Annotated in this window: 4 protein-coding genes and 1 pseudogene; 4 read left to right on the plus strand and 1 reads right to left on the minus strand. The window is 39.5% G+C overall.

Annotated features, from left to right (window positions below; translation table 11 throughout):
* The 4 genes and pseudogenes from RRG12_RS41245 to RRG12_RS41260 form a co-directional block, all read left to right on the plus strand.
* Window positions 1-290, plus strand: a pseudogene (locus RRG12_RS41245) (GAF domain-containing protein); the annotation flags it as partial.
* 58 nt (window positions 291-348) lie between these two features.
* Complete coding sequence (locus tag RRG12_RS41250; RefSeq protein WP_420759233.1) at window positions 349-1695, plus strand: AAA family ATPase; 1347 nt, start codon at window positions 349-351, stop codon at window positions 1693-1695.
* A complete protein-coding gene (locus RRG12_RS41255) occupies window positions 1692-2342 on the plus strand; it encodes a retron system putative HNH endonuclease (RefSeq protein WP_420759232.1) in 651 nt (216 codons plus the stop codon). Before RRG12_RS41250 ends, RRG12_RS41255 begins: the two co-directional genes overlap by 4 nt.
* A gap of 93 nt (window positions 2343-2435) precedes the next feature.
* Window positions 2436-2729: an antibiotic biosynthesis monooxygenase family protein gene (locus RRG12_RS41260; RefSeq protein WP_420759231.1), complete on the plus strand. Its 294-nt coding sequence runs from the start codon at window positions 2436-2438 to the stop codon at window positions 2727-2729.
* Between the two features lie 51 nt (window positions 2730-2780).
* On the opposite strand, the gene pcrA is transcribed toward RRG12_RS41260, so the two are convergent.
* Window positions 2781-5102, minus strand: a complete 2322-nt coding sequence (gene pcrA, locus RRG12_RS41265) for a DNA helicase PcrA (protein WP_420759230.1) — start codon at window positions 5100-5102, stop codon at window positions 2781-2783.
* Window positions 5103-5311 lie beyond the last annotated feature (209 nt).

Here is a 5311-nt window from a genome sequence, read left to right on the forward strand (position 1 = left end):
ATGATCCAATGTTTGCGGCTGCGCTACGTGCTGAACCTTCAATCTTTGTCGAAGATGTAGAAACTGCTGATTCTCAGGTTTTAAATCGCGAATTTGAACAGAAGTATTTTGGACATCGCGCCCTGATTCATGCCCATATCCGCCAAGATGGCCAACTCTGGGGAATTTTACAACCATGCATTTTTGGTAATCCCAGAGTTTGGACTGAATATGAACGAGGGGTGATTAATAATCTTGTCGAAAAAATCACACCTTTGACAGTTTCTTATGTCAAGTCTGCTTTTGATTAGCTGTTTTTTACCGATTTCTTAACTGTATTGAATTACTACGTTCAGCGTTGTTAAAACTATGAAAGTCAAACGCTTGGAAATGCAATCCTTCCGTGGAATTGGCGATTTGACCCTGGAGTTTGATGAAACGAGTCCAACGGTACTTATCGGTATCAACGGCGTGGGAAAATCAAGTATTCTTGATTGTCTCGCTATTCTTTTGTCACAGTTTATAAGGGAGATTGTATATGCAGAGTCAATAAAGACAAATATGCTATTTATCAATAATTTATCTTATCGTTCTAGCAATCGTGATCAATATGAGAAATCTATTCCGGGAAAACCGGATATCGAAGAACGTTTCTTCAGCGAAGACGATATTACAAACGGACACAAGGAGACACATAATAGGATTAAAATTTTTCTGCAATCAAGGGAAGTAAGCTGGTTTCTTACAAACTCTAGTAAAGAACGCAGCGAAGATATAAAGAAAGAAAATGCGGAGTTAAACACAGTTGCTCAAGATATTTACCGTCAGTGGAAATCAAATCCTAAGTTTAACTTGCCTTTAGCCATTTATTACCCGGTTAAACGTTCGGTTCTTGGGATTGACATGGAAATTACAGAAACGCATTCATTGAAACAGATAGATGCTTATGATCAAGCACTAAATGGAGTACAAATTAGTTTCCATAGATTCTTTCAATGGTTTAGATCCTTGGAAGATTTAGAAAATGAAGAAAGGCGGGATAATCCTGAATTTAAAACCCAGCAGCTAGAAGCAGTAAGACAATCTATTTATTCATTAATTCCAGGGTTTTCTAACTTACGGGTACGGCGTTCACCCCTACGAATGACTGTGCGAAAACAAGGTGAAGAACTTACAGTTAATCAGTTATCTGATGGGGAGAAATGCTTGCTGGCAATGGTGGGAGATTTAGCACGACGATTAGCGATCGCCAACCCAGGTTTACCAGATCCACTCCAAGGTAGTGGTGTTGTTTTAATTGATGAAATTGAGTTACACTTACACCCCAAATGGCAACGAGAAATTATTCCAGCTTTGACAAGAACATTCCCCAATTGCCAATTTATTGTCACTACCCATTCGCCTCAAGTACTTAGCCAAGTCAAACCGGAAGGAATTTATATTCTAGAAAAAACAGACGAAGGTGTTATTGCTAAAAAACCAGAAAGTTCTTTTGGGAGAGATAGCAATCGCATTTTAGAAGACCTCATGGGTGTTCCAGAACGTCCACAGGAAATTAAGGAAAGTCTTTTAGAGCTTTTTCGACTAATTGATGCTGGAAATATAGAAGGTGCTAGGCAATTACGTCAACAATTGGCTCTTGAAATTGGAGCAGATGAGCCAGAGTTTGTTAAAGCGGATGTACTCATTCGGCGGAAGGAAATTCTCAACCGATGAAGTACATCAAAAAGAGTCAGGAACCAGAAAAATTTACCAAGTGGAAGGCTCTGGAAAATGATGATTGGAAACCTAGCTGGGATGATAATTTTCAAACACCAGAAAAACCTGTTGTACATGATGCTTTACTAAAAGATCAGGGATATATCTGTTGCTATTGTGGAATGCGTATCACTAGAGCAACTAGCCACATAGAACACCTAAAACCTCGTAGTACTTATCCAAATCTGGCACTTGAGTACACAAATCTCATCGCTTCATGTCAAGGAGAAAGTGAAGAACCTCCTACTGTTCCGGTGCATTGCGGACATAAGAAAAAGTATTGGTACGACGAAAATTTGATGGTTTCACCTTTGGAAATAGACTGTGGTGATTTTTTTAAATATCCTGCTTCAGGTGAAATTCAACCAACAGATAATCCAGGTAAAAAAGCTGTTGCTGAAACAACAATTAAGAAGCTTGCACTTGACATTGACAAATTGCAAAAGATGCGTAAAGTAGCAATTGATGCTGCATTACTAGCTACTGAAGGTTTGACTGAAATAGAAATACAACTACTTGCTGAAGGTTACGAAAAACCTGATGTTGATGGACAACATACTCCGTTTTGTGCTGCAATTAGCTATTTACTTAAAAACTATTTTTGATTGAGTAAAATGTCTGCGTAAGTGTAACCCGTCGTAAATATCACATTTACTTTATACTAAATAACATTACATTAATACTCACCGCAAAACTTTATGATTCTTGAGGCAGTTATTCTTAATGTCAAATCTGGACTAGAACCGGATTTTGAAGCTGCTTTCAAAAAAGCTTCTAAAATTATTTCTTCAATGGACGGATATTTATCCCATGAATTGCATAAATGTATAGAAGTCCAAGGTAAATACTTATTACTTGTCAGATGGGAAACTTTAGAATCTCATACTGTTGGATTTAGAAGTTCTCCTGAGTATCAAGAGTGGAAAAAACTTCTGCATCATTTTTATGAACCATTTCCCACTGTCGAACACTTTGAAGAAATTGAAATATAAAAAACAAGATTCCCTACTTTTCAAAAAAGTAGGGAATCTATGGTTTTGTTTTCAAACTTTTTGCAACTGTGCTACTCTTGGATCAACAATTTTCTGCCCTAAGCTAGCAAATTTAATTGCCACAGACATTTTATTACCTGTTCCAAATACATGCGTTATTTCACCAAGCCCAAAAGTTTTGTGTAATACTCTATCGCCTACTTGCCAATTCTGGGCTGAGTCTTGTTTCCCATTAGAAGTAGAGGCACTTTTGGTATAACTTTGACGACTCGCGCGTTTGGTAGATAATAATTCTTCTGGTAATTCGTCGAGAAATTGCGATCGCATCGCAGGTTCACGAGAACCATACAAACGACGTTCCCGCGCGTGTGATAAAAATAACCTTTCTTGGGCGCGAGTAATTCCCACATAACACAGGCGGCGTTCCTCTTCCAAAGATGCAGGATCACCCAGCGAACGATAGCCGGGAAATAGCCCTTGTTCTAATCCCACCAAAAATACTACGGGAAATTCTAAACCTTTGGAAGCGTGCAAAGTCATCAATGAAACGGCTGTTTGCCCTTCTTTTAAGTTATCCAAATCGGAACTGAGGGCGGCGCTACTCAGAAAGTCTCGTAGGGAAACCTCTTCGTTTTCTTCTTGAAATTGCAGTGCAGCGTTATAAAGTTCCTGGACGTTTTGTACCCGATCTGTGGCTTCATCTGTGCCTTGACTCATCAAGTCTTGAACGTAACCAGAATCTTCTAGTATTCCTTGCAAAACCTCAGTCACGGGAAGCGTGCCAATTTGTGCTTGCCAACGGCTAATCATTGCGGCAAAGTTATTTACAGCTTTTGTCGCTCGTCCAGCTAATGTATTAACTGATGTCTCATCACTGAGTATTTCCCACAGGGTTGTCCCTAATTGTTGGGAGGCGTTCATCAAAGCATCAATAGTGGTTTTACCAACTCCTCGGCGGGGAGTATTGATAACTCGTAATAAACTGACTGTATCAGATGGGTTAGCGATCGCTCTTAAATATGCGATGACATCTTTGATCTCTTTGCGATCGTAAAATCTCATTCCTCCCACAACTGTGTAAGGAATTTGATATTTCACCAACAATTCTTCAAATGGTCGAGATTGGGCATTTGTCCGATAAAGTATGGCAAAACTACCCCAGTCTAACTCTGGATTTTGGTTTTCTAAAGTGCTAATTTGATTAATTACAAATGCCGCTTCTGCAAGTTCTTCATCGGCTTTGTGACAAGTAATCTGCTCACCCGGCCCCCGCGTCGCTTTCAGGATTTTATCAATCCGTTGGGTGTTATTTTCAATTAATTCATTAGCCGCTTGCAGAATATTTTCACAAGAACGATAGTTTTCTTCCAACTTAACCATCGTTTGGGTGTCATCATCCACTAAACCATCACCAAAGTCTTCCTGAAATCCCAGCAAGATGGTGAAATCTGCCATCCGAAAGCTATAAATTGATTGATCTGCATCGCCAACAACGAAAACTGAGCGATTTTGCCATTCCCATTCGCTCTTTTTAGTTTCGCCGTTAGTCACTAATAAGTGGATGAGTTGATACTGAGTGCGATTAGTATCCTGATATTCATCTACGAGGATATGGCAAAACTTCCGATGCCAATAACCCAATACTTGCTCGTTTTGCTGAAATAATCTAGTCGGCACAAGAATTAGATCGTCAAAATCGAGAGCGTTGTTTTCTGCTAATTTATCTTGATATAAATTGTAAACTTGGGCAATTACCCGTCCGCGATAATTTGGTTGATCTTGCTCAAATTCTTGGGGGGATAAACCTTGGTTTTTAGCGTTACTAATAGCATAACGGACGGAGCGAGCGTCAAACTTCTTATCGTCTAAATTTAGCTGTTTATTAACAATTTCTTTAATCAGAGTCATCACATCTGATTCATCAAAAATAGAGAAATTACGATTCCAACGCCGTCCTTTTTCGTCTACGTATTTTTCAATATCAAAACGGAGAATACGAGAAAATAGACTGTGGAAAGTGCCACACCACAAATCCTTGATAGTGCTTTTGTAAACTTGCGATCGCAGTTGCGTTTGTTGATATTCTGTCAACAAATCCAACCGCTGACCGTGTTGTTTCATCGCCAGTTGTTCAGCAAACAGCCGTTGAACCCGGTCTTTCATTTCCCGCGCGGCTTTGTTGGTAAAAGTAACAGCCAGGATATTTTCTGGATCAACACGGTGTTTCAGAATCAAATTGGCAATCCGATAAGTCAGCGCTCGTGTTTTACCGGAACCTGCGCCAGCAACAACTAGCAACGGGCCACAGTAATGTTCGACAGCTTGACGTTGACTAGGGTTAAGGTGACTGAGAAAGTCGATGGTTGTTGTCATGGATGTGAAAAAGCGATTGCCTGGTGTCACATCAATAGAGAGTCGCTATTGCCCAGGTTACAATATCCTAACGAAACTTGGTTAATAAAGATTGTGTGGCAATCTTCTTAACCAGAATGGTACTGTATCATAATTTATGTATCAGTAAGATAGTTGGTTTCATCAGCACGTCGGTAACAAAACCACTAATTTTTAATCGCGAGAACCCT

The sequence above is a fragment of the Nostoc sp. CALU 546 genome, assembly GCF_048836525.1.

Coding starts and splice junctions, on each gene's coding strand:
- pcrA (WP_420759230.1), bottom strand. CDS start 5,102: ATGACAACAACCATCGACTTTCTCAGTCACCTTAACCCTAGTCAACGT.
- RRG12_RS41255 (WP_420759232.1), top strand. CDS start 1,692: ATGAAGTACATCAAAAAGAGTCAGGAACCAGAAAAATTTACCAAGTGG.
- RRG12_RS41260 (WP_420759231.1), top strand. CDS start 2,436: ATGATTCTTGAGGCAGTTATTCTTAATGTCAAATCTGGACTAGAACCG.
- RRG12_RS41250 (WP_420759233.1), top strand. CDS start 349: ATGAAAGTCAAACGCTTGGAAATGCAATCCTTCCGTGGAATTGGCGAT.